The following is a 241-nucleotide window of genomic DNA, read 5'->3' as shown; positions in this document are numbered from 1 at the left end:
TGTCGATTTCTTCTTTCGTTTTCGCATCGTCGATGTCGTGTTTATATTTATCTTTTTGGTCTTGGCTTAGGTGTTTAAGTTTATCGACATTATCTTTACCATGTTCTTTCGCTTTAGTTAAGCTTTCTTCTGTTTGATGTTTATTATCTTCATCTTTCGCTTTGTTGATGATGTTGTCGATTTCTTCTTTCGTTTTCGCATCGTCGATGTCGTGTTTATATTTATCTTTTTGGTCTTGGCT

The 241-nt window shown here is 34.4% G+C and carries 1 protein-coding gene; it reads right to left on the bottom strand.

Translation table 11 applies throughout. The annotated features are described in order from the left end of the window. A partial coding sequence (locus APS80_RS10355) for a GA module-containing protein (protein ID WP_157064354.1) occupies window positions 1-241 on the bottom strand: 241 nt, incomplete at both ends.

The sequence above is a fragment of the Staphylococcus auricularis genome (assembly GCF_001500315.1).
Classification (GTDB): Bacteria; Bacillota; Bacilli; order Staphylococcales; family Staphylococcaceae; genus Staphylococcus; species Staphylococcus auricularis.
This window is presented reverse-complemented; position numbering and strand designations above follow the sequence as displayed.